Annotated in this window: 27 protein-coding genes and 4 pseudogenes; 18 read left to right on the top strand and 13 right to left on the bottom strand. The window is 59.6% G+C overall.

What is annotated here, in order from left to right; all coding sequences use genetic code 11:
- The 3 genes and pseudogenes from BLV07_RS44175 to BLV07_RS44165 form a co-directional block, all read left to right on the top strand.
- Window positions 1-432, top strand: a 432-nt coding sequence (locus BLV07_RS44175) for a LabA-like NYN domain-containing protein (RefSeq protein WP_091898906.1), incomplete at its 5' end; no start/stop codon positions are given.
- A 379-nt stretch (window positions 433-811) separates the two neighbouring features.
- Window positions 812-1,009 (top strand): annotated as a pseudogene (locus tag BLV07_RS44170) (DUF1194 domain-containing protein); the annotation flags it as partial.
- Window positions 1,010-1,280: 271 nt separating this feature from the next.
- Window positions 1,281-1,835 carry a thioredoxin family protein gene (locus BLV07_RS44165; RefSeq protein WP_091898912.1) on the top strand — a complete coding sequence of 185 codons (555 nt, stop codon included), beginning with the start codon at window positions 1,281-1,283 and terminating at the stop codon, window positions 1,833-1,835.
- 292 nt (window positions 1,836-2,127) lie between these two features.
- Here BLV07_RS44165 and BLV07_RS44160 read toward each other — a convergent pair whose 3' ends face one another.
- The 4 genes from BLV07_RS44160 to BLV07_RS44145 form a co-directional block, all read right to left on the bottom strand.
- On the bottom strand, window positions 2,128-2,565 hold the full coding sequence (locus tag BLV07_RS44160) for a YybH family protein (protein ID WP_091898905.1): 438 nt from the start codon (window positions 2,563-2,565) through the stop codon (window positions 2,128-2,130).
- Window positions 2,566-3,140: 575 nt separating this feature from the next.
- Window positions 3,141-3,638 (bottom strand): ABC transporter substrate binding protein, encoded by a 498-nt coding sequence (locus tag BLV07_RS49575; RefSeq protein ID WP_091898904.1) that lies wholly within the window; start codon window positions 3,636-3,638, stop codon window positions 3,141-3,143.
- Window positions 3,639-4,029: 391 nt separating this feature from the next.
- Window positions 4,030-4,251: a hypothetical protein gene (locus BLV07_RS44150; protein ID WP_244551449.1), complete on the bottom strand. Its 222-nt coding sequence runs from the start codon at window positions 4,249-4,251 to the stop codon at window positions 4,030-4,032.
- Between the two features lie 1,082 nt (window positions 4,252-5,333).
- The gene (locus BLV07_RS44145; protein WP_091898903.1) at window positions 5,334-5,747 is read right to left on the bottom strand and encodes an SRPBCC family protein; all 414 of its coding nucleotides are present in this window, start codon (window positions 5,745-5,747) and stop codon (window positions 5,334-5,336) included.
- A 413-nt stretch (window positions 5,748-6,160) separates the two neighbouring features.
- Between BLV07_RS44145 and BLV07_RS44140 the strand changes: the two genes are divergently transcribed.
- A complete protein-coding gene (locus tag BLV07_RS44140) occupies window positions 6,161-7,138 on the top strand; it encodes an ABC transporter substrate-binding protein (protein WP_091898902.1) in 978 nt (325 codons plus the stop codon).
- A gap of 202 nt (window positions 7,139-7,340) precedes the next feature.
- Here BLV07_RS44140 and BLV07_RS44135 read toward each other — a convergent pair.
- The 3 genes and pseudogenes from BLV07_RS44135 to BLV07_RS44120 form a co-directional block, all read right to left on the bottom strand.
- A pseudogene (locus BLV07_RS44135) lies at window positions 7,341-8,179 on the bottom strand (HipA domain-containing protein).
- Window positions 8,065-8,607 (bottom strand): annotated as a pseudogene (locus BLV07_RS50585) (HipA N-terminal domain-containing protein). The pseudogenes BLV07_RS44135 and BLV07_RS50585 overlap by 115 nt, the downstream one beginning before the upstream one ends.
- Before the next feature lie 92 nt (window positions 8,608-8,699).
- Entirely contained in the window at window positions 8,700-8,981 is a 282-nt protein-coding gene (locus BLV07_RS44120; RefSeq protein ID WP_091898910.1) for a helix-turn-helix transcriptional regulator, read from the bottom strand.
- Window positions 8,982-9,058: 77 nt separating this feature from the next.
- Between BLV07_RS44120 and BLV07_RS44115 the strand changes: the two genes are divergently transcribed.
- The 8 genes and pseudogenes from BLV07_RS44115 (at window position 9,059) to BLV07_RS44075 (ending at window position 15,300) form a co-directional block, all read left to right on the top strand.
- On the top strand, window positions 9,059-9,301 hold the full coding sequence (locus BLV07_RS44115) for a hypothetical protein (RefSeq protein WP_091898899.1): 243 nt from the start codon (window positions 9,059-9,061) through the stop codon (window positions 9,299-9,301).
- A gap of 416 nt (window positions 9,302-9,717) precedes the next feature.
- Window positions 9,718-9,846, top strand: coding sequence for a hypothetical protein (locus tag BLV07_RS49980; RefSeq protein ID WP_283806596.1), 129 nt, complete (start codon window positions 9,718-9,720; stop codon window positions 9,844-9,846).
- A gap of 2,232 nt (window positions 9,847-12,078) precedes the next feature.
- A complete protein-coding gene (locus BLV07_RS44110) occupies window positions 12,079-12,300 on the top strand; it encodes a hypothetical protein (protein WP_091898898.1) in 222 nt (73 codons plus the stop codon).
- A gap of 12 nt (window positions 12,301-12,312) precedes the next feature.
- Window positions 12,313-12,735 (top strand): hypothetical protein, encoded by a 423-nt coding sequence (locus BLV07_RS44105; RefSeq protein WP_091898897.1) that lies wholly within the window; start codon window positions 12,313-12,315, stop codon window positions 12,733-12,735.
- A gap of 628 nt (window positions 12,736-13,363) precedes the next feature.
- Window positions 13,364-13,660 (top strand): hypothetical protein, encoded by a 297-nt coding sequence (locus tag BLV07_RS49565; protein WP_244551447.1) that lies wholly within the window; start codon window positions 13,364-13,366, stop codon window positions 13,658-13,660.
- A gap of 15 nt (window positions 13,661-13,675) precedes the next feature.
- A pseudogene (locus BLV07_RS49560) lies at window positions 13,676-14,032 on the top strand (MFS transporter); the annotation flags it as partial.
- Window positions 14,033-14,887: 855 nt separating this feature from the next.
- Window positions 14,888-15,088, top strand: coding sequence for a hypothetical protein (locus BLV07_RS44080; protein ID WP_091898892.1), 201 nt, complete (start codon window positions 14,888-14,890; stop codon window positions 15,086-15,088).
- Entirely contained in the window at window positions 15,085-15,300 is a 216-nt protein-coding gene (locus BLV07_RS44075; RefSeq protein ID WP_091898891.1) for a hypothetical protein, read from the top strand. Before BLV07_RS44080 ends, BLV07_RS44075 begins: the two co-directional genes overlap by 4 nt.
- A 118-nt stretch (window positions 15,301-15,418) precedes the next feature.
- Here BLV07_RS44075 and BLV07_RS44070 read toward each other — a convergent pair whose 3' ends face one another.
- On the bottom strand, window positions 15,419-15,667 hold the full coding sequence (locus tag BLV07_RS44070) for a hypothetical protein (RefSeq protein ID WP_091898890.1): 249 nt from the start codon (window positions 15,665-15,667) through the stop codon (window positions 15,419-15,421).
- 219 nt (window positions 15,668-15,886) lie between these two features.
- Between BLV07_RS44070 and BLV07_RS44065 the strand changes: the two genes are divergently transcribed.
- Window positions 15,887-16,069 (top strand): hypothetical protein, encoded by a 183-nt coding sequence (locus BLV07_RS44065; protein ID WP_244551445.1) that lies wholly within the window; start codon window positions 15,887-15,889, stop codon window positions 16,067-16,069.
- 1,876 nt (window positions 16,070-17,945) lie between these two features.
- Here BLV07_RS44065 and BLV07_RS44050 read toward each other — a convergent pair.
- Window positions 17,946-18,215, bottom strand: a complete 270-nt coding sequence (locus BLV07_RS44050) for an excalibur calcium-binding domain-containing protein (protein WP_091898909.1) — start codon at window positions 18,213-18,215, stop codon at window positions 17,946-17,948.
- 479 nt (window positions 18,216-18,694) lie between these two features.
- The gene (locus tag BLV07_RS44045; RefSeq protein WP_091898888.1) at window positions 18,695-18,961 is read right to left on the bottom strand and encodes a hypothetical protein; all 267 of its coding nucleotides are present in this window, start codon (window positions 18,959-18,961) and stop codon (window positions 18,695-18,697) included.
- A 354-nt stretch (window positions 18,962-19,315) separates the two neighbouring features.
- On the opposite strand from BLV07_RS44045, the gene BLV07_RS44040 reads away from it, so the two are divergent.
- From BLV07_RS44040 to BLV07_RS44020, 5 genes are all read left to right on the top strand, one after another.
- Window positions 19,316-19,522, top strand: a complete 207-nt coding sequence (locus BLV07_RS44040) for a hypothetical protein (protein WP_091898908.1) — start codon at window positions 19,316-19,318, stop codon at window positions 19,520-19,522.
- Between the two features lie 240 nt (window positions 19,523-19,762).
- Window positions 19,763-20,179 (top strand): ATP-dependent DNA ligase, encoded by a 417-nt coding sequence (locus BLV07_RS44035; RefSeq protein WP_349525688.1) that lies wholly within the window; start codon window positions 19,763-19,765, stop codon window positions 20,177-20,179.
- 561 nt (window positions 20,180-20,740) lie between these two features.
- Window positions 20,741-21,091, top strand: coding sequence for a response regulator (locus tag BLV07_RS44030; RefSeq protein WP_244551444.1), 351 nt, complete (start codon window positions 20,741-20,743; stop codon window positions 21,089-21,091).
- A 233-nt stretch (window positions 21,092-21,324) separates the two neighbouring features.
- Window positions 21,325-21,762 (top strand): YybH family protein, encoded by a 438-nt coding sequence (locus tag BLV07_RS44025; RefSeq protein WP_091898887.1) that lies wholly within the window; start codon window positions 21,325-21,327, stop codon window positions 21,760-21,762.
- 183 nt (window positions 21,763-21,945) lie between these two features.
- Window positions 21,946-22,224, top strand: a complete 279-nt coding sequence (locus tag BLV07_RS44020) for a dodecin family protein (protein ID WP_244551443.1) — start codon at window positions 21,946-21,948, stop codon at window positions 22,222-22,224.
- Between the two features lie 701 nt (window positions 22,225-22,925).
- On the opposite strand, the gene BLV07_RS44010 is transcribed toward BLV07_RS44020, so the two are convergent.
- The 3 genes from BLV07_RS44010 to BLV07_RS48445 all read right to left on the bottom strand — a co-directional run.
- On the bottom strand, window positions 22,926-25,175 hold the full coding sequence (locus BLV07_RS44010) for an ABC transporter substrate-binding protein (RefSeq protein WP_176946161.1): 2,250 nt from the start codon (window positions 25,173-25,175) through the stop codon (window positions 22,926-22,928).
- Between the two features lie 283 nt (window positions 25,176-25,458).
- Entirely contained in the window at window positions 25,459-25,989 is a 531-nt protein-coding gene (locus tag BLV07_RS44005; RefSeq protein ID WP_091898885.1) for a DUF2380 domain-containing protein, read from the bottom strand.
- Window positions 25,990-26,122: 133 nt separating this feature from the next.
- Window positions 26,123-26,306 (bottom strand): hypothetical protein (locus BLV07_RS48445; protein WP_210187864.1); only part of this gene is annotated, 184 nt, incomplete at its 5' end.

Genomic DNA, 26,306 nt, shown 5'->3' with positions numbered 1-26,306 from the left:
CGCCCGCTGATCGACTGGCTGGACTACAACGGCTACACCGTCGTCACCAAGGCGACCAAGGAATTCATCGACGCCTCCGGCCGCCGCAAGGTCAAGGGCAACATGGACATCGAGCTTGCCGTCGACGCCATGGAGCTCGCCGAGCATATCGACCAGATGGTGCTGTTCTCGGGTGACGGCGACTTCCGTTCCCTTGTCGAGGCCGTCCAGCGCCGCGGCGTGCGGGTCACCGTGGTCTCCACCATCGCCAGCCAACCACCGATGATCGCCGACGAGCTGCGCCGCCAGGCCGACGTCTTCACCGACCTCGTCGAGCTGCAATCCAAGCTCGGCCGCGACCCGTCCGAACGCCCCGCCCCGCGTGATCGCGAGCCGCGGGGCCGCCTGCCGAAGTTCTTACAAGAGCCGAAAGGGAATGACCCACCGGAATGAATCGGTGCCGCTGCGTCGGGTCACATGTGCGAAGGATTTGGACGGGCCTCTGCTTGTTCACTCCTCAATTCTGGACTCTACCAGTCAACGTGGTCCCAAAACATGATCAACCTGTCAGGTGCACCATCACGAGCTAATCCCGCTACCGGGCAGTAGTAGTTCAACTCAGGACACTTCGAAAATTGGACTAAGTGGCCGAGGTTCGGATACGATTACCCGCCTTGCGAGAACCGGCCCATCGCCCAACGCCTGTCAGACGATAGGCCGTCCCGGGTGGATGGCGGGACCTTAAGCCGGGTATCGCCACAGACCGGCTTCTCAATGTCCGTGTCGGAGAGTCGTTCCTATCAGGTGTGTGGCGGCCAACTGCCGCGGCCACTGCGTGATCGGAGGGCCGGGCGCCTTCGGCATGACGATTAAAGATCGCGAAAAATTCCAGGAAGCGATCCGGACCAAGCTTGTTCGCGAAGTTGCGGGCCTCACGCTAGAGAGCGGGATCGTCCCAGCCGCCGACAAAGAGCCCCGGGTGCCCTGTCTGATCGGCGAAAGAAAATCGCAGGAGCGCGGCCGGCGGTGAGTGTTGAGACAATCATTCAGAGCCGCCGGGCGAACAAACTTTAGACAGCACTATCTTATTGTCGTCGCCCCACCCGCCGGGGCATTGGAGGTGCTAACGTCCGTTCGTGGCCCACACCGACGAATTCCCGCGCACGTCCAAATGGCGGCTGTTAAGGGGCGACCGGAAATGGGTGACGTATGGCCAAAGCGACGCGACTGGCGAACAGGTTTTGGAAACTGTGCCCCAACAGGCCGTCGTCAGCATATACTGGGGCACCAGGAGGTGCGATATGGCGACAGCAGCTACCCGAGTTGTTTTTGATACGCCGGCGGCGCTGTTCCAGCTTCCGGCCACCGACGGCAAGACTTACGCACTGGACGACGTTGCAGGCGAAAAAGGCACGGTCGTCGTCTTCATCTGCAACCATTGCCCCTATGTTAAAGCGGTGATCGACCGCATGGTTTCGGACGCCCGCGTGCTGATGTCGGAGAGCATAGGCTTTGCGGCGATTTGCTCGAACGATGCGGCGAGCTATCCCGAAGACTCATTTGAGAATATGAAGCGATTCGCGAAGGCTCATGATTTCCCGTTTCCATATCTCCACGACGAGACCCAGACAGTCGCTCGGGCGTATGGGGCGGTCTGTACGCCGGAGTTCTTCGGTTACAATGCCGACCGCAAGCTCAAATATCGCGGCCGGCTCGACGAAGGGCGCACAACTCCGCCTCGCGCGGGGGCGCCCCGAGAGCTTGTCGAGGCCATGCGCGCGATTGCGACCACCGGTCTGGCGCCGGCTGACCAAAAGGCGTCTATTGGCTGCTCGATCAAATGGAAGGACGAATGAAGCCGATCCCTGTCAGCAGGTTTCGTATCTGAGACCGCCGCGTGCGGCAGCCTTTGCCGCACATGTGCGATTTGACTAGCGGCATCACGAGGGCCCTGCGGCTGCTGCCGGGGTCGCATTCGCCCCCTTCTCCTTCAGGTCTGCTTCCGGGGCAACACGGACATCAACCGGCGAGATAACCGGCTAAGTCGGTCGAAAATGACCTAACCCGGACATATCTTGCACCGGGACAAGTAGCCCTTGGTGTCCGGTGAGGCTGCCGCCTCACCGGACCGATTAAGCTTCGACCGCTTTAGTTGAATGTTTGCAGCCTCAATTTGAGCGATCCATCGGCTTGGCGTTCGAATACGTGCATCGCCAAACCACCCAACGGAGATGGCTTGCCCTCCTTGTCCTTACCCGTGGCACTCCACTTTGCTGTGCCGAATACAACCTTGTCGTCTCCGCCGGCGTCGATCATCTCCAACTTGTGACCCGTCACACCGTTCGCGAAGAGTCCGGCAAAGAAACTCTCGATCTCATCCGGACCTGACGCCACCTGATGTGTGGGCGGCATCAATTTTGCCGTCGCGACATAGGAAGCGCCGATGGCTTTCGCGTCGTGCTTGTTGAATGCGGCATCCCAAGCGGCGTAAGCCTTCTGCACGTCCCCCTTGGCGTCCGCGGCCAACGAAATTCCCGGCGCGGCGAGCAGACAAATGACTAGTGCTGATATTTGAGCCAACTTCATAGGATACTCCTCTGTTGGATAACGCCTTTCCCGATTGATCAGATCATCAGTTCAGTCGTCTGCCGCGTCTGCGCGCCCGCCAGCATGACGACACCGTCGCCGGTCGCGCTGTCGCCGGCCATTGGTTCATTAGGGAAGAGGTGCAGGCGATGGTAACTTCAACGGCGCCGTTCACCTCGGAAGTCCATATCGCGCGCCATGACACCGCTAATGCAGCCGGTCACACATGCGCCGAACTTCACCACCACGACCAGTTTTGCGAAGACACGTTCATCATGGCTGGTGCCGGAAGACTCCATCCAATAGTTTGCGCAACAGCAATTCCGGGCAATTACCGTCAACCACGTTGACAAATGGGAGAGAGCGACGGCGCACATATTGCCTGGGGCGGAAATCCCTGCGCTTATCACCGGAGTAATTCGCCTTTCGGCCCGTGGCTGACCTCAGCCCAGAGCGCGGGGATGTCCGCTTCATAGAGGTGACCCGACCAAGGCCATGCTGACTGCCTAAGGCAGTCTTTGACCCTTAGGAGACGCGTGATCGATATACATTTTCAGGGTCGGCATTCATGTCCGTCACGGGACCACTTGGTCCGCGCGCTTGAGTACCTCGGGTGGGATGGTGACGCCGATGTCCCGCGCCGTCTTGAGGTTAACAATCAGCTCGTAGGGCGTAACCCTCTCCACCGAGAGCTCGCCCGGCTTGGCTCCCTTCAAAACTCTGTCCACGTACACCCCCATGCGGCGGATAGACTCAACTTGGCTCGTTCCATAGGCGAGCAGGCCTCCCGCGCCGACTCGCGACGGTGCAAAGATGGTGGGAAGCCGATCCCTGGCTGCCAGCTCAGCGATCCTCGTTGCATGAACAATTAACCCCGAACTGCAACCGATATCCAACTCAAGTCTTTCGGGATCGGATCCGACGAGTGATGGCGTGGCAGACGGAGAACGCCTCCACCGTCGCCAACGGCCGCCGACAGCAACTAATGGCCCGTGTGCGAAGTCCGGACGGGCTGCCAAACAGTCTGCTTGTCGGGGTAGACCGGAAACGGCAATCCTCCCGCCACGGTGCATTTGGCCCGCCTCGGACCTCTGGTGAGGTCGGCTATCGCGCCGCTATCAGGGGTATAGCGGACCTCACCGCATACGCCCATGTTGTCGACCGCCGTGCGCAGATGTTTGACGCGCTTCTCTGGCTCGCTGAAGACGTACCGAATTTGAAGACGAATCAATTCCTCAACGTCGCCAAGGCACGCTGAAAGCGAAGTCCATCGACCATTGCGAACCGGTTTGTTGCCGGTGGGACCTAGGGCGCGCGGAACTTTGCATGGTCTATTCGATTGTCGAACAGGGACCCTCATGGCCGAAGCCGATGAGCTTCGAGTGAACTATTATGGCCAAGGAGATCACTGGATCGATAGAGACGATCGCTGCGGCCGCTGAGCCGAACACCAAATGCCAATTCTCAAGCGGCGTTGGCCGGGCGACTTTGCGGATATGCGTTCACTTCGATTTCAACGACGTCCTTCGATCGCCGTCGAAGGTGGTAAAATGTAAGTTCATGTTCGAGCATTGGGCAGTGGAAACTAACGAGCGCTGTATCTGGCAATCGGCAGAGTTCATCGATGAGATCGCCCACAGTAATGATCGGGGGATTCGTGGTCGCATTGCGGATAGCTTTACTCATGGCGCTACTCCTTGCGCTAACCTGCCCTAATCGTCCCAGACCAACCTTGTGCAAGCCCGCACTCGAGGACGCGGACGGTCTTGCGGTGTACAGTATGAAGGAGAGTTTGGAGGAGCCGGAGCGGACTGGGGATATCGCCGATCGTCCGCTGGATTGACTTCCGGAGAGAAAAAATCGACCACCATGGCCGCTCCTTTGCGTGCCTTCCGTTTCACAAAGTTAGCGAGGTTCGGTTTGGTTCCGTCTCCGCACACGTTCTGCTTTGATTCGTCGAAGAGAGTGCAATGCCGCAAAGCCTCAGGATTCGTTCTCGTGCCCCGACCGCTTGTTGCGTCGCCCGACAGATGAAATGGATCTTGCCGCAGGCCGGGCATTCACCATCACGAACGAGTCCCGCGCCGCACTTGGGTCATCATCAACCCAGTGCTGCACGAATTGATGCGTAGAGGGACAGCGGAACATAATCCCGGTCATTGGCACAGCATCGATCATTCGCTCGCGGCGATGATGACGCAGATCAATGCTGGGATGCTATCTCTCGGGTGACTTCAGAGGACTTTCGATCCAGCCGCGAACGATGGCAAATTTCATCGGATCGCTTTCGTCGCAAGGGGCGCAGCGATACTCCACCTCCTCCGACACTGACGGCGCAGCTTCCATCGGCCTATCGCAAATCGGACAGGTTTTCTGTCTCAAACATAGGAATGGCATTGCTTCCTCAGCCCGCAGCAATGTCAGCCTAGTCTGGAATGCTATCTATTCAAAGCATTTAGCGGGGCACTCGGTTCATGTGCGTCGGTAGTAGGAGACCCCACCCGGTCCCAAGGCTTGGTCTTCGACTTGAAAACAGACTTGAAAAGAGCGGCGCGCCGGTCAAGCTGCCACAACTCGACATCCTGTCCGTCCAGCAACAAGCGTCTAGGCTCATAGAATCGATGTCGGCCAACCGGGAATCTTGTGATCGGTTCGAGTATTACCGCCCGTGATCCTAAGCCGACCGTTCACTGTTCAGTTTTTGTCAGTTGCTCCGCGGAAACAGAAGACGCCCGTCAGAGACCGCCATCTCCAGCCCTCGCACACCTTCACCTCTTCTCCTGCAACTCCACGTATCGCGCGAAGTTGTCGAGGATTGCCTGCCAACCGCCCTGCTGCTGCTCGACTGAGTGGGTCGGTTCGCTATCGAAGACAACGCGGACGAGAACGCCCTTCGGGCCGGGCAGGAACTCGACTTCGGCCTTTCGATCGCCGAACGCATATTCGATCCGCTCGTGTTCAGCGATCTTCGTATAGGTACCGGCGAAGTCGAAGCCCATGCTGCCGTCCTTGGCCTCCATGCGGGACGAGAAGGCGCCGCCATCCCGCAAGTCGACCGTAGCCTCGGTCGTATGCCAGTCGTCCGACGCTGCGTTCCACTTCACGATGTCGGCCGGCGTCGTATACGCACGCCAGACCTGATCGATCGGGGCTGCTACATTGGCTTTGACGGTGATTCTCATGGGTATTGCTCCAGTTCAATTTCAACGGCTCGAGGTAACGACACATCCGGGAAGTCCATCCAAGGACGATCGAGACCCATCCATGCCGACACGGTCCAGTCGTTAATGCGTAAGAATTTGAAAGCGTATTGTTAGTAGGTCCTTTTAGCCATCCACGAGCGACCGCAAGCCAATTGGAGGTCGCCCCCTGCGGAGAGTCCCGATGCGGCCCTTCGCGACCATTCGCGCGGCGCGGGGAAACGTCCGAAGTGGAGGTGAGACCAGAAGTTAGCCGCTAACGCTCAAACCGACACTCATGACCCGTTTCAGACATCGGAGCTTGTCAGCGCCTGAGCTGAGAGCCATGGATAGTTGCCCCAGCATCTGGGCTGCGATAGGGATTTCGCGAGGCCTTTTTTTTCAGCAGGGTTAAGATGAGACGACGTGATTTCGTTGCCGGCCTTGGCGCCGCAGCGTTGCCTTTGCCAGCGTGTGCTCAATCGAAGAACGATCATATCGCCCGCGTCGCCTATTTGGGCGTTGGGAGCCCGGGCGCCTTCGATCCTCGGCAGATCGAAGGGTTCAAACGAGGTCTGCTCGAGAATGGCCTTGTAGAGGGCAGAACGATCGAGGTTGATTACCTGTGGGGCGAAGGCGATCCAAACCGCATCAAACAACTGGCAGCAGATCTCGGACAGCGCGATCTCGATGTCATCATCACCGCCGGCTCCGAGACGACACTTGCGCTCATAGCCACTGGAACCAAAACGCCCATTGTATTTGCAATCATCAGTGATCCGATTGGGACAGGAGTTGTTAAGAGCCTCAGCCGACCCGGCGGTAATGTCACCGGTTTGGCGATGTCTGGCACAGATTTGGAAGCCAAACGCGTGGAAGTGCTGAAAGAGGCTGTACCAGCAACGACGAGGATCATGGTCCTGCATGACCCGAAGGTAGGGCAGGCCGGAGTGGCTGAGGTACAGGCGACTGCGCGTGCGCTCAAGCTTGACCCACTGATTGTACAGGCCGCTGATCCCAGTGAATTTGACGGTGCATTCGCGCACGCGAAGGAACAGGGCGCGGATGCGCTTGTAACTATGGCATCTCCGTTCCTGAACTATAATCGCAAGCGACTTGTCGAGTTGGCGGGACGCTATCGATTAGCATCGATTTGGTATGGTGCCGCTTTTGTCAGAGAGGGAGGGCTGCTATCGTATGGTCCGAGCTTTCCGGATATGTACCGCCGGTCGGCCGGTTACGTAGCCAAAATTATAGGGGGCGCGAAGCCCGCCGACATCCCGGTTGAACAACCTGTAAGGTTTGAGATGGTAATAAATCTCAAGACCTCAAAGACGCTCGGGCTCGAAATTCCAGCGATGCTGATCGCTCGCGCCGATGAGGTGATCGAATAGCAGGCCACGTCGGCAATTGGCCCCGTAGCTGACGATCCTATCGCCATCCTGGATGCCGGCTCTTTGAGGTAAAGCGGACAAAAGTCCCGATCGATCGACGCTTGTCCTTGGACGGATAATCTGAAATACGTAAAGCCCGCCATCGCTGGCGGGGCTTTACGTATTTCAGATTAACTGCACCGTCGCGATGCAGTTCAAATGTTCAGGAGAATCCCGGTGGACGCGTGGCGGCCTCGTGGTCCGGGTCCTCTTCGGGCTCGTCCCTGGCGTCGCTTTTCAGATTCCGCAGCATGTCGCGGCAATAGCCGGCGATGTAGTCCGAGATTTTCTGGTAGGCCGGCGACTTCTTCAACGCGTTCAACTCTTCGACGACGGACGGCAGCGCATCGAGGACAGCCTGAGACAATTCGGCGACGCGGCGCCTTACCTGCGCGCCGGAAAGCTGGTTTTCCTCCGCCATCCGATCCCAATGTCGGGCGTAGATGTAGTGACCGCGGTTCTTGCCAGCGATCTTCATCGCCAGGTTTCGCGTGACGTCCGGATAGATGTCGTCGGTCATGACGTCGTAGAGCGGTGCCATGAAGACGGCGCCGCCCGACTGCAGCAGCAGCGAATAGTTCTTCGAGTGCGCATCGACGTTTCCGCAGAGAACGTTGAAGACAAAGAAATCGACGAAGCGGGCGGCGTTGAAGGCACCTGCCTGGGTGTTCCGCAGGACGTCGAAGCAGTCTTTCAGGGTCGGCCCACGCAGCTTGGTCGCCGGATTGGATTCGTATTTGGTCGACGGGATGTGCCCCGTGGCCTGGCAGAATCCTCCTGATGAATTCTGCGGAGGCTACGCCCGTGGGGCTCGCGGTCGTAGCGCTTCACCAGCAGGTAATCGAGACCCTCCGCATTTCCGATCGTGCATTCGGCGACGGGCAGCTTCACCTTGGCCGCCAAGCGAAGGCAGAAGGCCTCGTTCTCGACGGCGTTGCAGAAATGCTTGTTGGCCGGCTTGAGGATATGCGTCGTCGGCGCGCCGTCGAGCGCGAGGCCGATGTCGCCGTCCGGATACTGGACCACAGGAAGCTTGTCCTGCGCGCCGGCCACAGACATGTGGATGCCCTCCTCCCCAACGAGAAGTGGCTTCTCGGAAGACGAAGGATGGCCGCGGCGAGTTCGGCTTCCGTCAGTCGCTTATAGCGCGGCGTGCGCTTCGGCCGCTGGTCCGCGGGGCGATGGACTTCGAGCGCGCCCGGAAGGTCCTCTCCCAACTCCTCGAGGAGCGCGAACACGTTCGCCTCCGGAATCTTGAGAATGGTGCCCACCGTCCGCAGCATCCGGCCTTCTGGCAGCAGGTTCAAAAATCATCGGTACACGACGTCCGGCTCGTGAACGCCTTGCGCGAGCGGCATGCGGGTCGAGACGGCGAACGCGTGGGGGTCCTTCGCCCACGCTTCATCGTAGACGAACTCGATGTCCTGGATCTCTTCTGAACGCCGGCGCAGCAGCCCGACGAGCTTGTTGCCGTACCGGACTTCCAGGGTCTCGCCAGTGCCGCCGGCTTTTGACTTGCTGGTTATGGCGACGGCGTGAAGTTGTCGGGGTCGAAAGTTTGGGATTCCTCGCTGGCCGGCCGAGCCGCTGGCACTGGGCTCATTTCCGCCGTCAGCCGGACGCCGAGCGCCTGCAGCAGGCGGAGGACCAAACCGAGCTGGCTTGTCTCCTTGCCATTCTCGACGTCGACGATAAAGCGGACGCCGACGTTTGCCGCCAAGGCAAGATCCTGCTGCCGAAGACCTAAGGAGGTCCGCCGGTTCCGAATCGTCGCGCCGAGCTCTGAGGTGGTCGTGATGGCCATGTCGATTTTCCCGAACGGGAATGTTAACCTGAAAAGTACCCCAAAAAAGCAAGTTAATTTCCCGAGCGGGAAAATCAATGGTCAGAAACGGTTTCCTGGCAATGGAATTTCCCAATCGGGAAAATATCTCCGCTCAGGAACACCCCGATGGTCAAGTTTACTCTCGGGAAATCCGGTCCGCGGTCACCAACAACTCAAGGAAGCGGCTGACCGCCGCGATCATCGGAGTATCGCGCATCTTGCGTGATGATCTTGATCACGCGCCTGTGCTTTTCTTCACCCATCCGGACCTCTCGCCGTTCACTGAGCCGGCGCACTGAACAGTTTACCAGCGGGCCAAGGTCAGCCGTAGCGGCCGGAAATTGAGGAGCCGAGAAGAAATCACGCGCTCCGGCGGGTTTCTTGATCATCTACTATGCCTGAAATCGCGGATTGTCTGTTGAAACTCTGCGATGTCGCGTCTTGCGCAACTGCCCCTCCATAGTTGCGCAAAACAAAGAACCCGGCCGTCGCCGGCGCGGTCTGAGCTCTACGGCACTACCTACTTTGAAGCGATTAGGGGACCGACTTGTAGGGGACCAACACTGCCCATGGCCGCAGTCACCTCAAGCGCAAACGGCGATGCGCGCGGTCTAACGTGTGTCATAGACGTCCTTCCAAAGGCAAAGCGGAACTTACCCGAATCGAGCATGATCGGCGGCTTGTGACCCTGTCTGTTTGAAAATGAGGCGCTTCGTTGAAGAGGCGGATCGTGGGGCAGCGGACGCTGTTGCCCGAATGCCTCTATGATTTCATTGACGAGAGCAACCCCGTTCGCGTGATCGACGCGTTTGTCGAGGCACTCGATTTGGCTGATGAGCTTTGAGGGTGTGCGGAGCCGGCGGTGAACCGGACAGCCCGGAATACGGATGAGGCCCTGCATGGCCGGTCCTCGGGTCTGGATGGCAACATTGATGTGCTGCGCTGTTCGGACGGACAGCCGCTCCGATCGGAAATCGATCCTCTGCCATTGATCGCGATCTGCTGAAGCGTGACCCATGTACCGAGGTCCTGTCGCCGGATCGATGGCGGCTTGGATCGGCAAGGTCATCGCCGGTGCGACGAGAAGGAGGCCGGCAATCACCTGTATGCTCTGACGAGACCAGAATCGCGCGCGAGGACTGTCGATTCGCAGATCTTCGCAACAACATCGCTTTGGCCGTTTCACACACGCCTCTTGAGCCCGATCCATCAACAAGTGGATCGCTGCCCCGTTGACTGCACCAGCTTTGTCGGCGCCTTGAGCTACTTCAATCGGAGGATTTCCACATTGGGAGGCGAGAGCTTCCAAGCCGACGCATTTCCCAGCCTGATTGCGATAGGCGGTCTCGTGACAATCCGTTTCGGGCTAATGCGGTCTCTGGTTGTTCTCAGCAAGCCGGACCTTCTCTCTCAGCCCCTCAAGGTCCTCCATTGCTTTAAGCAATCTCACCAGATCGGAGACCATGTGTGTCAGAGTGGGCTTGCGCGGCGTTGGGACTCGAGATTTCTGTTTCATCGCGAAACGGCTCCCTGCCAGGATCGACGGAAGATACGCTGGATTGGCAAGGACCGTGCCAGCGGAGTGCACCCGGAATTTCATGCCAGAGAGCGCCGGAGGACGAGCGCAAGGGCTACCGGCCAGCGACCGCCTCCATCCATAAAAACTGACGCGGGATTTGGCCCCAAGCTTTTGAGAGAAGGAGCGCAGATAGCTCGTAAGTAGCACCTGTATCCGCTCAAAGCGATGTTTGGGGGCTGCATCAACTAGACCTAACTCCACCAGCCGCGCGACGAGTTCGTGACGAACATTGGAGTGCTGATCCACGGTTCGGAAGACAGCTGCTTTAAGAACGCGCGCTCGATCTCGATTAGATCCACGTTCGCTTCTCTAGGAACAACTCTACGGGCATAGTGCCGTTCCGCTTCAGGAAGGGGACGAACCCATCAGGTGGGACCGAAAGCGCTTACAAGCCCGATCACTATGGGGACAAGCCCGACGACGATCCATAGGACAGGTGAGCCGGAGGACAGGCCGGCAGCAATGATCCAGACGCCGAAGAGGACGATGAATATCGAGATCGCATAAGCAACCGCTCTGTTCATAGGCGAACCGCGGGTTTAGTCGCCATTCGACGCCGGGCGGGGCTAAACGTTCCTGGGCGAGCGCCTCCCGAGGGACTACAGCGGGCCCGCAAATGTGAACCGGCACCTCTCGGAGTGACCCGAGAAGCTCCAAGCGATCGGAACGGCATCCGGAAATGCAACGGCCCCAGCGAACGACGCCGGGGCCGTTTTATTTAGTCGGCAAGCGGAACGACTTTCCCGATGCCGAGTCGAATCTAAGCTCCCGACCAGTCCCCAAGTCAAAAGCCCCCGTCGGGAGCAAACCTTCCCCAAGGTTGGCGACCTCGGACCCCAAACCGAGGTCGTTTGTGCGGATACCAATAGAAAAAGGCCGCCCGAAGGCGACCGTCCACCAAAGTACTTGCGATGCTGCGGCTGGCGTTCTTTCCTGCAAGCCGTCAATGAACACAGGTGGGCCGCCTCTTGCTCCCTTTGCCTTCCCCCGCCGCACTAAGCCTGGTGCCGGTTGCCGCATCGGCAGATGCGATGGCGGGGCCTCGGCGCGATCTGACCACACGTCCAGCGGGCAATCAGGAAAGTTCATCTGTTTACTCGAAAAAGGCCAACGAACGGCGCTCAAGCAAACAGACCGCGAAGGCAGCTCGGGAAACGGTCGGCGCCGGCCATCACGCCCCTCGACATAGCAAGCAGCGCACAGCCTGGGCGTTTCGCAAATGCAAACGGGGGTATGTCCACATCGCCGCGCTGCTTCATAGGTGCGCGCCAGGATCATTTACTATTATCGCAAGGTCAGCGTCGAGGTGCTCCTGCCTGGCGCCGTGACTCGGCAACGCGCGACAATGGTTCTGCGTCTTTCTTATTATCCGGCCAAGATCAGCTCGGGGCCTTATGTCCGAAAGTTCGCGACCGCAACTTCTCCTCTTGAACCACCACAGCATCAGTCGGATACTTAGTCAGGTCCCTGGCCCTCAGCATTCCGAGGAGGAAGATCATGGCAATCCAGATCGTGATGGACCGTACCGGCGACAGCCATCACCCATTCAATCCTGACGACGCACGAGAGCTGGCGAACGCGCAGCGGCGCTTCTACGCGCTCACAGATGGCGGTTTCACGGCGGCGGTCCGGACGGGCCCGGGTCAGGTCACGCAGATCCGCTCATTCGATCCGACCGCTGAGGAAACCGTCTTCTTCCCTAGACTGGTCGGGGGTTGATCACCCCGCGCTATGTTGGGCTTCAGCCCATCTCGCCCGCGTGAACGCTCGCGCAAGAGAGCTATCCGCGCGCTCTTCATCCGATTGGGCGCCGAAAGAACGCCGGAGGGCCGCTCGCTGCGGCTCTTGCGCGAGTGGCTATCGCCGGCGCAATCGGCGCAGTTCGCGGCACAAGGCTATTTCGAGGTGATCGGCGGGGACACCGGCAAGCAGTACAGGATCTACGCGGGCAGAGGGACGAATGTCTGCGAGGTCGACGAAAGGGGAGGTCCGACGGTCGGGCTGTGTTTCCTGCCGCGGGGCGAACTGCCAATCGGAGACGTCATGCTCTCCCAGAAGATTGCGCTGGAAAGCTGCGAAAGCCGCGCCCTTGAGGTCTCCAGAAAATTCGTTCCGACTGGTTTTATGTTCCGGCGGAATCGCCTTCTGGGTTGAGCTGCGAACGTGATCGGGCTTGGATAAATCAGCTGAATCACGGGCAATCGCGCCTGCTCAGCTATGTCAACCATCCCGGAAATCTCGAGCCCCGCTGGACGCTCGCAGTCATCGCGCTATCGCAACGAATACCGCAATCGGACCGCCTGTCTGTGGGGCCCCGATCGCGATGCAAGCCGAGAGCACGCTCGGATCTAAGGCGTCACACTTCGTGTGACGCAACACAGCAAACCATGGATCGCCCCCTGTGCGTATTCGTGCACCACTAGCAGATCGGTTTCTCCTCGCTGTCGCAATGATAATGCGGCTTGTTTCTGGACCGCTCGTTGCAATGCTGGCGGATTTGCTCGGGTCATTTCGCCTCGTGCTCGCAGGCCGCGCTGCCTTGGCGGCTTCGGCAGCCGTCGCACTGTTTGGCGCTGAAGCGTTCTGGTTGTTGCTGGTTGTTACCCTCATTCAGGCTGCCGCTACCACCTCGATAGCTGGTGCGTTGTCGGTCAATACGGCGAGGCCCTGAAGACAATTCGAGTATGGGTGGATCCGCGGTTCCGCCGCCGCGGCATTCGTATTGGGGACATTGACTGCTGGACAGCTGATAAGCCCCACGGATCTCTCGCCGATTATCTGGATGAATGCTGTCTTCCTGATCGCCGCCGCTGGCGCCACAGCACTGCTGCCCCGGGCTGGTCAAGCCGCATTGCAAACCGCGCCATTCTTTCCTGCGTCAGAGCTGCAAGCTCTACTCAGGATCTCGCGGTTTCGAATCGTTCTTGTCGTCACAGCTTTTGTCTATGGCAGCCATGCTGTGCACGATGCGTTTGCTGTGATCAGGCGGAGCCAAGCCGACATTAGCACTTCCGCGATTAGCTTCCTTTGGTCGGAGGCGGTACTTGCTGAGGTGTTGGTGTTCATGCTCGCCGGTTGAGAGCTCCTCGATCGGCTTGGGGTGCGTAGTGCGGCCGTTTTGGCGGCTACGGCGGGAGTCATTCGCTGGTCTGTAGCCGGCGCAACCACCTCGGTGTTGCTGCTCTCACTAATACAGCCGTTACACGGGTTGACATTCGCTTCGCTTCACCTCGCTTGCATGCGGATGATGACAACCTTGGTCGCACCAAGTGTCGTCGCAACTGCACACGCTCTTTATGCATTTGGCTCGGGCGTGGTCACGGCGGCACTCACCTTCGCGTCTGGTGCACTCTACGTCTCGTGGGCCGGAGCCGCGTTCTTTCCCATGGCAGCCCTCTGCGCCGCAGCGCTCCCATTCGCCTGGTTTGGCTTCGCCAACGGGAGAGATTGATCCGTCGCTCGTGCGAGCGCAGACAGGACTTACGAACGCCGCCTACTTCCCCTGGCTGCTCCCCGCCTCTCGCAGATTGCCGGTGATATGCGTGCGGCGTCCGGTCCGTTACAGCTGCGTCTTCACGACCTCGTCGGCGCCCGGCGCCACCGCTGCCGGGAACGAGCGGCAAGATGCCGCGTTGCATCGCCGTGCGCGGATCAACGCGCGATCCCTTGTTGGCGCGCGCCGATGCCGCCCGCCTCGAAGCCGACCGGGCCATTTGCGCCCATGCCAGGCAAATCCGCGCGCTGCAAACCGGCCTGCTGCCGACAGTCGCGATCGCGACGACGGTCAGCGCTCGTCCTCCGGCGAAGAGCTGGGCTCGCCGGGGAAAGGCTCGTGGGTCCTGCGGCCCAGAAACGTGTCCGGCACCGGCTGCTTCAGGATCTCGCACGATCGCGCGACGAGGTCGCGAATGTATGCACTCTGCCTCGCGATAGCGGCAGCCTCGTCGTGAATGCGGCGCGTATGATTGTCGTTTGCCGTGCTCCCTTGCTTTGCAGGCGGGAGCGCGCTCGGTCTCTCAGCCACCGACGCCCACGGACAGAGCCTTGGCCGGTGATGAGGGTCAACGACCTGAGGCTGCCTTTGTTCAAAACTGGACATTACAAATTGCCTGCACTCAAGATGAGTAAGTGGCACAAACGGCTGAAATTGCACCCGAAAATTAGCTCTCGCAGCATATCAAAAGATACAGACTCTCCGCAGATGGAGGCGTAGGGTTAACCTATCACCGCACGGTCCGTGGCATTTATCGGTGATGAGAACGCCCTGATTGCGCTCCCGCCCCACTTAGACAAAGGGAGATGCGCCATGCTGAAGCGGCGACGCTTCAAACAAACCAAGACACTTTCCGAACGGCTGGCAGACGAGGCCGCGCGCTGTCGCGACGAAGCCCGCGTGTTGGCGCCGGGACGCCGCCGCGAACTGCTGCTGCGCAAGGCGCGGCAGGATGAGACCGCCATGCAGATCGACGCCTGGCTGCATTCGTCGGGGCTGAGGACTCCGACATGAGCGATCACTGCCATCAATATCGCGCTTACCTCGTCGGCGATGATGGCGTCTTCCGCTCCGCCGAGGCGTTCGAGGCGGCGTCCGACGCCTCCGCCCTCACCTTCGCACGGCAGTTCACCCGCCACGGCAAGGTCGAGGTCTGGCAGCTCGGCCGCAAGATCGCCGTGCTGGAGCCCGAGCAGCCGCCGCCGAACTTGCTCACGCCTCAATGATCGCGCGCGCGATCGCGTCTTGAGATTCTCGATCTCAAACCAGAATGTCACCTGCATCACGGGACCGCCGTCGTCGCGCAGGTCGATCGCCTCGTCTGCCTGCCCCTCCAAGGCCCGCTCATTCCTCCGTCAGCTTTCGTGCAATGTAGGCGTCCACCGTCTCCGCGAACGAGCGCTGCACGCCGACCGCGGCCCCGTGCTGGTCGCGTGCGTCGCGCTGGAGCTCGCACAGGCCGCGCCCACGCGCGCTGGCCGGCGTGATGGCCAGATACTGATCGATGGCATTTTCGGCGAGCGGGATCGCATGGGGATCTCCCCTCGCGATCAAAAGACGCAGGAGGCTCTGGCAATCGGCCAAACCCGACATGCGATTCGCGCCTCACCCGCGCGAGGATTTCGGCTTCGGCTTCCTGACCGGCTGAGTGTGGGTGCCGAACAGCGCCAAAAGCAACGCGACTTCTTCCTTCGAACCGATCTGAATCATGATTGTCTCTCCTTTTCGATCCGTTGGTCGGGGCCCGCGGCTGAGGAGTTCAGGACAATCGGGTTTCAGGATTGTTTCAGCCGTGTTTCGCGAGCCGTGAAAGTGCCCGAGCAGGATCGCGCCCGCCTCGATGCGCTGCTCGATGAGATGTCCGTGAACCTTCGAGACCGCAGCTCGGCCTGGCAGAAGGCCGGCTGGACCGACTTCGACGCCGCAAGCCCGCCGCTCGCTCCCGACGACATCCGCCGCGAGCGCGAGCTATACGGAGTAGGCACGCGGCGATAGGCCGGGTCGGACCCAACAAGACAAAGGCCCCGCGATGCGGGGCCTTTTTTGATATTGGAGGATCGAACCGACCAAGTCATGTACTCATTGAGCGAGCGGCAGACCGATGTCCCGTCACCCCCCGACATCGGACGAAGAGCGGACATTCTCCGAGGTCACAGATGGGCCAGGAGGCGACTCTCGCGGCACTGAACCAAGCAGTGCAGTTGCAGTTTCGAACGATCTCAGCTTGCAATCGTGTTTAGCTGCTTTAGCTTCTAAGTGGGTTAGGCTTGACGGTGTTTCGTTGCCAAAGATTGTACCAGCAAAAGGTCCGCGAAAGTGGGGCGGTGTCGGCTTACTGTTGATTGCGACCAATATCGCAAGCCCTGCGCGATCGGCTTCTGGCGATGAAGTAATGCTGAACGGCGCTGAGGCACTCAAGTTTCTCGTCGGGAAGACTCTGAGATCAGTCGGAAATGGGAAATCGGCTCCTGATCGCCGCTACTTTCTAACCGAAACCGTCGAGTACTATTGTCGGGGGTGGAATCCCTCCGAAGTGCCTCCCAAAGACCGAACGCGCTTAGCCGAGGCTGCGGGGTGTGACCTTTTGCTCGTGTCCATCAAAGAAAGTCGGCTCTGCCAAAGCGCTCAGTACGAGCAGTGTGCAGATCGCTCATTTTCTCTGATCTTTACCCCGCGCTCCAGTTCGGCGTCGGCGAGAGACGGCCAGATCCTTGGCAGGGCCAAGCTCGATCCTGACCCGCTCGATTCTAGGACGAACGAGTTCGATCTGGTCCAAGGTAACACAATCTTTCCGACATTTGATCCCGCCTCACAGCCCCAACTCCTTCAGCCGGATGTCGGGCAACACGCGGCAGAAACACATTATTGTGGGACGACATTGACAGATGCGGAAGCAACTGCGCGGCTGATCGGTGCACCTTGACAGCAAGGGTGAAGCCGACGGTCGCTCAGGCGAGTTTTTCAGCCCAGATGGTCGTGTCGTCGTGATCACAATCCCGACGCACGTACAGGGCGCGGATCTCCAACTTCCTTCAGCCGAAACCGCAGGTGCAATCTTCATCAACCGTTGGAGGATCGAAGATTCAAAACTGTGCCGGACCGAGAATGATGACCCGACAACATGTCTGTGCGTGTCCTCAGTACGTCTCCAGTGCTCTGAGGCCACCGACAGTTCGGGCGCGGTGCGGTACGCCGTGGGGCATAGCGCCCTAGGCGCGCCCGCCGCTATCGCCAAGGGAAATCCCCTGGGCGTCACCTTTGTCACGCCTAAACGACGGTAGTCCCAGCTCGCCGCATTCCATGCGAAAACCTACGACGTGCACACCGATCATCCAACTGGAACTATCTGGTCAGCGACATCTCAACACGAACCAGAGCTTTGTCTGATTAGGATCAAAAACGGCGGTTGATCCAGTTGCAAGCTGCTTCCGGTTCACCCTCAGCAGCAGACCGTTTGATAGACACGGGGAAGTCACCTACGGGTCACAAGCAGCGCTCGTCGCAAGCGCAGCGCTACGCCCGGTTTACGGCCGAGATCCGACAAGCATCGAGCTTGCCGTTCAACGGCGAGGGCCGGCCTCAGGCAGGGAGCCCACCCGTAAATTTCCCAAGTGTCTGTCATTACGCTCGCTGGTTAACTGGTGCGGATCGAGCGCCGCACCATGAAAACGCCAAAGCCAAAGCAATGGGCCGAGCAGGAGGTCCGCCGATTAATTAGGCTCGCGCGGCAGGGAGTTGGCGCATCGAGAATAGCCGCCGAACTGGGCCGCCACGCCGGATCGGTTAGGCGAATGGCGCGAACCATCGGAGTACTGTTGAAGAAGTAGCCGTTGGGAGCGCCGAAAACGACTGGGCCGTTGAGCCTTTTGGTCTAGCCGTTGTTAGTCGAAAATACCGGCGAAGCAGCTCCCCGCCGTGACGGCCATGGCTCGCAAGCAATTCCATCCCCGTCGCGGTCGTGGTGTTTCCAATAGCCGGGCTCCCCCCGCCTCGCGGGTGCCAAGCCGACTAAGCGGGCAAACTCACAGTTGGGGGCGGACGCAATATGTCTGAGCGGTGTCGTGATCGGCCAAGAACTCGAAACAAGGAGCCAAATAGCCGGATAGGCAACCAAAATGGCAGCGATTGCGATCAATGCCATCATAGCCCACCGCAGCTTAGTAGTACGATCATGGCGCGCCGATACCGCACGCTGCAATTCACGCAGTCGCTGTTCAGGACCAGGACCGGGACGAACGGGCTTGGGGTTCGGAAGGTGCGGCATGGCTAGACCAGGGAAATGCCGAGCAACGCCTGAGACCTACAGCCCAAAGCCTCGGCCAATCTCGTGCATCAGCCTGAGTGCCGCGTCGGTATTGCGGCCATAGAAAAGCGCGCGATCAAGCTGAGAAAAGATGCCCATTCCAAATAGCGCGATAGCGATGCCTCTAAACATGGTTGTGACCGGGTTGAACAATGCTGCGAAAGTTCAAAAACGGCCCCAGCCGCAGGATGGGGTTAAACAGCCGGGGCCGGCATTCCCATTCCAATGTGCCGCAATCGGCGGTAATCGGCACGCGCTTAGCTAGTCACAAGAAAGCTAACGAACTGTTTCGCTTGTCTCTGCGCCGTTGCGTAAGTTCAATGTAAAGCGCAACGAGGACACTCACCATCTGCCGCTATGTTCAGCTGCCGGGCGATTTCTTCCCTGAGGTCTTGCGTCTCCCAGTGCGTGCCGTCGCTCTTGACGATCCTCTTGGCACGCTCAAAGGCGTGGCTGTCGACTGCATCGTCGCATACGCGGACGATGACATCAGCATGGAACGGGCAGACTGCGATTGCACGGGTTGTTTCTAGGGCATAGCGCACGGTTGCGTTGAGATGGTCGGCACAATCTTTGGTGCACATGTCGAGCCTCCAATGATCTCGCCCAAGCAGTCGGTAAGAGCATGAAAACGAGGCCAGGCGTGCCTCGGAGCCCCGGGGCCTCATAACCTCAGCAGCCCGACAACAGGCTGTTCGGCTACGTGTCCAGCCTATCCGGGGACCAGGATCTCGCTTTGATGCTGCGCAAAGCCCCCTCGGACCAGCCTGCCCTCCTTAGGGGCTGGAGGGGCAACAGGGGGCAGGCGGTCCGACGGCTGGCGCGTGAGGAGGTGCGCCATGCAATTGGACGCTAGTCCACTTCGGCGATTTCGCTTGTTCACTTGTGACCTGGAACAAGTATTTGTAACGTTCCCACAAGGGAACATGAGGCCGCAAATGAAAGACATGCAGGCCCAGCTAGAGAAGCTTCGGCGAGACGCCGCTGAGTGCGCCCTTATTCGAGATTTGGCAACCGACCCCAAAAAGCGTGAGTTGTTTGCCAGATTGGCCGAACACCTTGCTGTGCTCGCATCGGCAGTGGAGCAAGCTATCGGAGAAAGCGCCGGTAGCGAAATTACCCCTGATCTGCCGCCAAGGCCGTAGAGCAGGCCGCCAGCTTGTGGCCGGTTGCCCAAGCTCCATCTCGTATTCAGGCGGCAAATGCCTATTTTTCCCGCATGCTTTTATTTGAATTTTGCCTGCCGGGCATAACGGTCCCGGACGGCCCCGATTGGCTTCATGAAGTGAAATACGATGGGTATCGCCTCCGCCTGGAGCGTGATGGCGACCGCGCGCGCCTGATCACGCGCGGCGGCTACAAATTGGACCAGCCGCTACCCCTGGATAGTCGAGGCCGCCCGCAAGGTTCGCCAGAAGCACTTCGTGCTCGATGGCGAGGCGGTCGTACTGGGCGTCGATGGCATCTCAGATTTTAATGCGCTCCACTCGCGCAAGCACGATCACGAAGTGCAGTTCTGCGCCTTCGATATCCTCGCCGAAGGGCGTGACGACCTCCGCATGCTCCCGCTGTCGATGCGAAAGGCGAACTTGGAGCGCCTGCTGGCGCGCCGTCCTGAAGGCGTCTTCGTCAATCCCTTCGAACGTGGCGAGCTTGGGCCTGACCTGTTTCGAGCTGCCTGCAAACTGGGACTTGAAGGGCTGGTGTCGAAGCGGCGGGACCGCCCGTATCAGGCCGGACGGAGTAAGTACTGGGTCAAAGTGAAGAACCGTAGTCACCCAGCGATGAAGCGGGAATTGTAAAGCAGCCGAGTAGAGATCGTAACGCCCAGAACGAGAGTCCGATGCGCCAGGCGAGGTCCGGAGTAGTGCCCGGGCCTCATAACCTCAGCAGCCTGACAAGAGGTCGTTCGGCTACATGGCCAGCCTAGGCGAAGCGTGCCCCCTCGGGCCAACCGGCCTTCGTAGCGGAGAGGGAATGTGGCCGGCGGTCCGATGGGCGGGCGCCGTGGCATGCGCCACGCGGCCAGCATGATAGTCCGGCTGGCCGGAACGTAGTGTTACACGGGGCGGCGGGATGGATTTGTAATGTTCCCGCGACGGAACGAGGACCTACCGCTTTCGAATGCTACCGGCGCGAAAAGCTGGCTCCGGCCATCAATAGTGACATCGCCATGTTCCAAGCATAGCGTCTTGTTTCGAAGGTCTGAGGAGCAAGTCCATGCGACGCCGGAAGCCGACAATGAGAGCGGTGCTACTGGACATCGCCGACAGGGGCTGCCGTGCCGCACGGCTGCTGTTTTCGCGAAATGCACGCACGCATGCGAAAGCCGAACAGGCCGTACCGGGTCCGGAGATTGACAAATGGCTCGCATCGCCGGGACTGAGGCCGCCGATGTAGGGCCGGAAGGGCTCACGCATCCCGCGATCGATAAGCTGGCTGGTTACCGGGTTCTGGTTGTCGAAGATGAATACTTTTTGGCTAGTGATTTGGCCGAGGACTTGAAGGCGCACGGCGCGATAGTAGTCGGCCCTATTGCCGAACTCTCAGAGGCGAACGATCAAGTTGCAAATGGCGGCATTGACGTTGCTGTTCTTGATGTCGATCTGCGCGGAGAGCATCCCCTTTGTCTTTGCGACCGGCTACGGCCCCGAGGTGTTGACCGACCGCTTTCGAAGCGTGCGGTGGTTGGAAAAGCCCGTCGAGCCGTCTGAGCTGATCCGGGAGATCAGACAGTTGTGCGGACGTAAGCGCGACTAGGTTGGAATGGTTTTGCTCTGACCGATATGTCGCGATTTTGGGCGCGCGATCCCTTAGCTTATCGCGAGAGGTCCATAGCTTTTGGCATAGCGAGGCGGCGTGAAAGTGAGGTGATAAGAGTGATGTGGATCCCAAAGTAACGGGTAGGTCTCTCGTTTGTTCGCCGACTTAAACAGAGGAGATTTTTATGCGTCTTATCCAAGCATCAGTATTGGTCATTTGTATGCTCACCGCGCCGGCAATATCGTTCGCCGCCGATGCTAAGAGCGATGTAGAGAAAGCGTACGCGGCATGGGATGCCGCTTTCAACAAGAAAGATGCGAAGGCACTTGCTGCGGACTATGTCTCGACCGCTAAGCTGCTGCCGCCTACACACCAAGTCTCGTCCGGTCCAGCGGAGATCGAGAAGTTCTGGGACGGCCTCTTCGCCGCGGGCGTGACAGGCCATAAGCTGGAGGTCATCGACGCTGGGGGAGACGACAAGGTTATCTTTGCCTCGGCTAAATGGAGCGCCACGGGCAAGGACAAGGAGGGCAAGCCGACACCCTTGAGCGGCATGGCCGTGCACGTATTCGAGCGCCAAGCGGATGGCGCGCTGAAACTAAGGCTTCAGACCTTTAATTGAGTTGGCCTAGGCTGACGGAACTCTGGATGACCGCCTCCACGAGACTCGAAAGGGCCCCGACGCTGGCACGTCGGGGCCCTTCTAGATCATCAGGCCGGTTACATCCGCCGTGCCTTATGATCTTTGGTACCTCGATTAACGCTCGCGATCTGGTGCAGAACGTGGCACGGCGAAGGCATCAGCGTGATCACATGCGGCACGAAAGCGCTCGGCCGCCAGCTCGGCCTTCCGCCAATCGGCCCGGCGCTGCCCCTCCGATGCGCTGCGTGTCTCAACCTCCCCGGTACCAGCAGCGACTCATGGGAGAAGGCGGCCGCCAATGCGGTCGAGCAAGCTGCAAAATCTCTCCGGGATCTTCGCATCGCAGAGGTCGTCAAGCTCGATATGCAACTGGATGACAAAGGAAAGGTTGAGGCCTATCGCGCCAAGCTCAACGTATCGTTCAAGTTCGAGGGCTCCTGAGCCTCAGCACCTCGCCCCTTTGCGGGGCGAGGTGGGTTATTAGAATCGATGCGGTGACAGGCGCGCACATCTGGGCCGACAGGAGCGCGACCTAACGGACGTGTTCGCCCTCTAGGACGAAGTCGCCGTTGCTGTCGTCTCGGCCATTGAGCCGAAATTGCTTCAAACGGAAATTGCGTTGGCGACGCGACGGCGGCCGAACAACCTTACGGCCTATGATTTCTATCTTCAGGCTCTGCCTGTCCGCATCGAGACAAACCCTCGCGCCGGTTCGACTTGGGCTGAACCTGCTCGCCAATTACCGCGCCGCCCTTCGCGAAAGGCACGAACGCCGATGGCTAAAGGCCAACTTGTCCGCCTGGGCGACATGGCGCTCCACGATATCGGTATCTCGCGCGGCGAGATCGACTGCGTCGCCGCGAACCGAGATGTCGATCCACGAGGCGTCCGATCCGCAGGATGACCCCACAACTGATAACGGTGGATGGCTGGCATTGGAGACGCCGGGCCTGTCGTTGCCCTGACGCCAACTTCCGGATCGGGGCATGAGCGTCGGTTTGAGCGTTAGCGGGTGACTTCTGGTCTCACCTCGACTTCGGACTTTTCCCCGTGCCGCGCGATTGGTCGCGAAGGGCCAGATCCGGACCCATGCTGCGAACTTCAAGAAGGTGTGGCGGACCGGCGAGGTATCCACGCTTGCCTCACACGGCATAACGCCGGTAGAGCACGACGATTACAGCGAGTGCCGTCCCGGCATAAATGACCCGCGCTGCGTGATCCAAAATAATAGCGGCGCGCTTTCGGCCGGCGTCTCGAAGTTTTTCATGTTTGTAGCCCGCCAATATCGTCATCAGGCATAGTATGAAGAAAATGTAGAACATCTCTTCGACTACCACCGTGTATCCGACATCGCCGACCTGACTGGCGACCGTCACGAGCAGCACCGCGCTCGCCAGGATCGAGGTCACTGGAATCGTCACGCGTTCACGAAACATGGTTTCGGGAAAGAACAGCGTCGCGAACACGACGAGCACGAGCAGAAACAGCGGCAGCAGGTTCTTCAGCATGTAGATGGCGGAGCTGCGGCGCAGCATGATGGTCGCATCGAAGCCTGCGAATTCCGTCATTGCCTCGGCACCAAACAAAGACGCCTTTCCGAGCGTCGATCCGCTGGACTGAGATTCGGCAAAATAGTTCAGTCCGAGAAATCGCCAGAGCTGAAGTCCGGAATAGGCCCCGTCCTCGGCCCGCGAGCTTCCATCATCGGCGAGGCGCAAGCCGAACCGATCGATGACGTAGGTGATGAGTTCGCGACGCTGTTCCGTATTCTGGAGATGCAGGCGCAGCTGCTGCGTGTCGAATGGATAATCATGGAGATCGAAACGAGCCTTGAAATCGCCGCTGATACGATAGAGCCGATAGCTCAGGCCGTCTTCTCGTCCAGCCTGAATTGGCCGAGCCGGATCGAACGCCCCGCGATCCGCCAAGGCCGGAAATTCGACATGCGTCTGCGCCTCATCGTCGCCGGCGAACCGCATCCAAAGATAGAAGTCGACACTGAACGAATTCAGTTTCACGTCGATCCGATTGACGCGAATAATGTCGATGCCGGTATAAACGACGCGCTGTATCCAGTAGTGTCGGTCGCCGAACGTGACGACATGGCCCTCCTCTCGTTCCGCGGCGAGATCGATTCCTTTGGGCTGATCGATGCGCACGAGTTGCAGCGGCGCAGTGACGAACAAACCGTAACGGAAGAAACCCAGTCGAATCGGGCGCGGAATGTCGCGGTTCCCGTTGAAATAGAGCCGCCCAGTCAGCCCGACGACCGCCGATTTCGGATCGTCGATCGCGGCGAGCGCGACGCGCAGACGGTCGCGATCTGCAACCTTGCTGTCGGATCGTTTCTGAATCCCCTGCCCCATAAACCGGGGATGTACGGCAGCTCGTTTTAGCGCATCGATCATCAGGCGCGCAGCGTCATACGAGCCGCCGGCAACCCAGCTTGGCAAGGTTCCCGCTTTCGCTTTGTAGTCGGCGGCAAAGACCTGCGCTGCCACGCCGGCACTGTCGAACATCAGCGAGGAAGCAGCATACAGATTCTCGCTGAAGAAACCCGGCTGCGCGTTTTCCTCGGGCTCATTGGCGAAATTCTGCAAATAGCTTTCGCGGGCCGCGGCTTGGGATGCAATGATCATTCCCTTGATGCCGCGGCGGCGGAGCGCCTTGACGATGTCTGCGCTAAAATCGGTCGCCGCGCCGACGACAATAACACCGGGCCCGGGCTCCTGCGCGGCAGCGTCCAGCGCCTCATCCGTCGATCCGATCTGACCGGCTGCGACGTCCAGTCCGAACACACGCAACTGCTCCGCCGGATAGGCCGTCGCAAATCCACGCTCAAAACTCTTGCCGTAGGAATCGCGCGTGTGAACGAGACGGACTTTTGGCTCCCTCATCACGGCGCGCAGATGTTCCGCGATCGAGCGCGCCTGCACGGAGACCGGCGACAGCGCGCGAAAATAATATTCACTGTTGTTTGTCAGATCGTCGGCAGCCGAGCTTCCCGTGAGTGCCGGTATCCGCGCATCCTTATATATCGGCGCCGCCGCGAGCGACGCGGAGCTGAGATAATGTCCGAGCACAGCGACGCACGGGCTGTCGGCAATCGCCTGCGCATTCGCGCGCGCCACGGCTGGATTGCTTGCGTCGTCGAACAGAACGAGCTCAATCAGCCGTCCGTTGACACCCCCCTTGGCATTCACCTCGTCGATTGCAAGCTGCGTCGCGACCAGGCTTTCCGCCCCGGCCGGGGCGGACGGGCCAGAGAGCGAATTGGCGAATGCGATGCGAATAGGCTCTGGGCGCGTCCAGAGGATGGCGGCCCAGGCGACAGCAAGCACCAGGACCACGCCCGCAACAACGGCAAGCCACACTGTCGGCCGCTGCTTCATCGTCGATCCTCGTATCGGTCGGCATAAGCCGAGATTCGTCAGATCGAAGCCTCAATCAGGCCGAGATTGCCGCCGCTGACAGCGTTTTTCAAGCCCGCCCCATCGCCACCGGCAGAATCAAGACCACTCAAGGCGGATGAAGGAAAGTGCGTGGTGCCGAAGGTCAGAGCTGTCGGCCGTGGCCTTGTCCACCCTGATGAGCCGACGAGGAGCGGCTTGGCCCGGACTTCGCGTTCGGGCCAAAACCGGACTCGCGGGGCCATGCACATGCGCCGCGCGTCGCCTATTGCTGTGATCTGCTTTCTAGCAGCCGGTCGCGGATCTCCTCCGATACAAAGCGCTCCGCCCGCTGCCATGCCTCGTCATTGTCACCGCGGAACTGGAAGTACTTTCTGAACACGACGCGCTGGGCTGTTGTATCGATGGCGGCAATCCGCGCAATCTGCACCAGCGTGCTTAGCTTGTGAACGATGCCGATAATCAAGATCTGCGCGCCGGCCTGTGACGCCGCGCGCAGCCGATCGCGCAACGCCCGTCCGTCGGTCGGACAATTTGGTGCGCAGGAGGACGGCACGAGCTCAAAGCGGCGGTCTGCCGTGACATCGTCCCGCAGCGCGGTCATGAAAGCCCGCAATCGCTTTTCATGCACGGCCGTCTGATCGGTGGGCTCGTTTGACGTGTCTCTATATTTAAAATCGTCGACGGAGACAGTCAAAGCGTGGTCGGCGGTCGCGGCGGATGCATCTGAGATGAGGCTTAATCCCAAGAATAGACCGGCTGTGGTAACAGCGTGCAAGAGGGAGCCGTGGCGCATGGCGATCACTCGATCTCCCCCTTACTGAGGCCATCTTAGAAGATCGATTCTTTCCGCCTCCTATCGAAGAAATTAATCCTTGGTAATGCTACGCGGCCGCCTATGGCAGCGCAGCGCTAATGTCTGCAGTGGGTCATTCGCGTCGATTTGGCCGTGTCGCCACCACGTCCGGTCTGGCCTCGGCTGCTGACGTGCCGGGCGCCATCGTCATCTTCGCCTGCGGGCCCAGGCTGTGTGAAAAGGCTCTGTTTGCTGTGATTCGGGCGATAAGATTCCCTGCGATTTTGCGGGGCATCTGATGAAGCGCTTTGTTGAAG

The sequence above is a fragment of the Bradyrhizobium sp. Rc2d genome, assembly GCF_900099855.1.
Lineage (GTDB): Bacteria > Pseudomonadota > Alphaproteobacteria > Rhizobiales > Xanthobacteraceae > Bradyrhizobium.
Note: the sequence above shows the minus strand (reverse complement) of the source record. Positions and strands in the feature narration are given on the sequence as shown.